Here is a 1,114-nt window from a genome sequence, read left to right as displayed (position 1 = left end):
GGTCTTCCTGGGGCGGGCGCCCGGTGGGCGGATGGTCGCGGTCAAGGTCGTGCACGGGGAGTTGGCGTGGGACCCGCGGTTCCGGCGGCGGTTCCGCGCCGAGGTCGAGGCGGCCCGGCGGGTCAGCGGCACCTGGACGGCGCCGGTGTTGGACCACGACGTGGAGTCGGACGTCCCCTGGGTGGCGACCGGCTACGTGGCCGGCGCCTCGCTGCGGGAGGTGGTGGACCCGCTGTACGGGCCGCTGCCGGAACCCTCGGTGTGGGCGCTGGCCCACGGCTTGGCGAGCGCGCTGTCGGCGATCCACGGCAGCGGGCTCGTCCACCGCGACCTCAAGCCGTCGAACGTGATGGTGACGCTGGAGGGGCCGAAGGTCATCGACTTCGGCATCGCGCGGGCGGTGGACGCCAGCGCGGTGACGCGGACGAACGGGGCGGTCGGCTCCCCCGGATACATGGCGCCCGAGCAGATCAGGGGCGAGGAACCCACGGGCGCCGTCGACGTGTTCGCGCTGGGCGTGGTGCTGGCGTACGCGGCGACAGGGGCGTCGCCGTTCGCGTGGGACGGGGCGCAGGGGCCCACCGTGATGTACCGGGTGCTGCACGAGCCGCCCCGCCTCGGCCCGGAGGACGGGCCGCTGCGGGGCGATCTGCGCACCATCGTGCTGCACTGTCTGGCGAAGGACCCGGCGCAGCGGTTGGATCTGGCCGGGCTGGCGCCGTTCGCGCGGAAGCGCGCCGGGAACGGCTACTGGCTGCCGTCCGAGCTCACGGCGCTGCTGGGGCGGGCCGCGACCAACCTGCTCGCGTTCGACGGCCCGGGGCCCGACCGGCCGCCCTCGTCGTGGGGGCCGCGGCCGCCGTCCGCGGGGGACCGGGCGCTGCCGGCGCCGGTCGGGTCCGCCGCGTCGGAGCCGCCCGGGACTACCGCGGTGCCCGCGGACCCGGCGAACGCACCGACGCCCCCGCCGCCGGGGCCACGGCCTCGGCGGAACGGCGGCCTGCGGAGTCGGCTCAGCCGCACAGGCGGTAGCCCCGGCCGGTGTCCGCGGCGATGACGACGCGGTCGCCGAGCTTGCCGCGCAGCCGGCTGACGGTGGCGCGGACGGCGGTGG

The 1,114-nt window shown here is 77.3% G+C and carries 1 protein-coding gene and 1 pseudogene; one reads left to right on the top strand and one right to left on the bottom strand.

The window, feature by feature from the left end; translation table 11 throughout:
• Positions 1-1,057, top strand: a 1,057-nt coding sequence (locus E1283_RS36430; protein WP_207930679.1) for a serine/threonine-protein kinase, incomplete at its 5' end; no start/stop codon positions are given.
• Here E1283_RS36430 and E1283_RS39780 read toward each other — a convergent pair.
• Positions 1,014-1,114 (bottom strand): annotated as a pseudogene (locus E1283_RS39780) (response regulator transcription factor); the annotation flags it as partial. The gene E1283_RS36430 and the pseudogene E1283_RS39780 overlap by 44 nt on opposite strands.

This window comes from Streptomyces hainanensis (genome assembly GCF_004348415.1).
Classification (GTDB): domain Bacteria; phylum Actinomycetota; class Actinomycetes; order Streptomycetales; family Streptomycetaceae; genus Streptomyces; species Streptomyces hainanensis.
The sequence above is the reverse complement of the archived record's forward strand: the minus strand, read 5'-3'. Positions and strand labels throughout refer to the sequence as shown.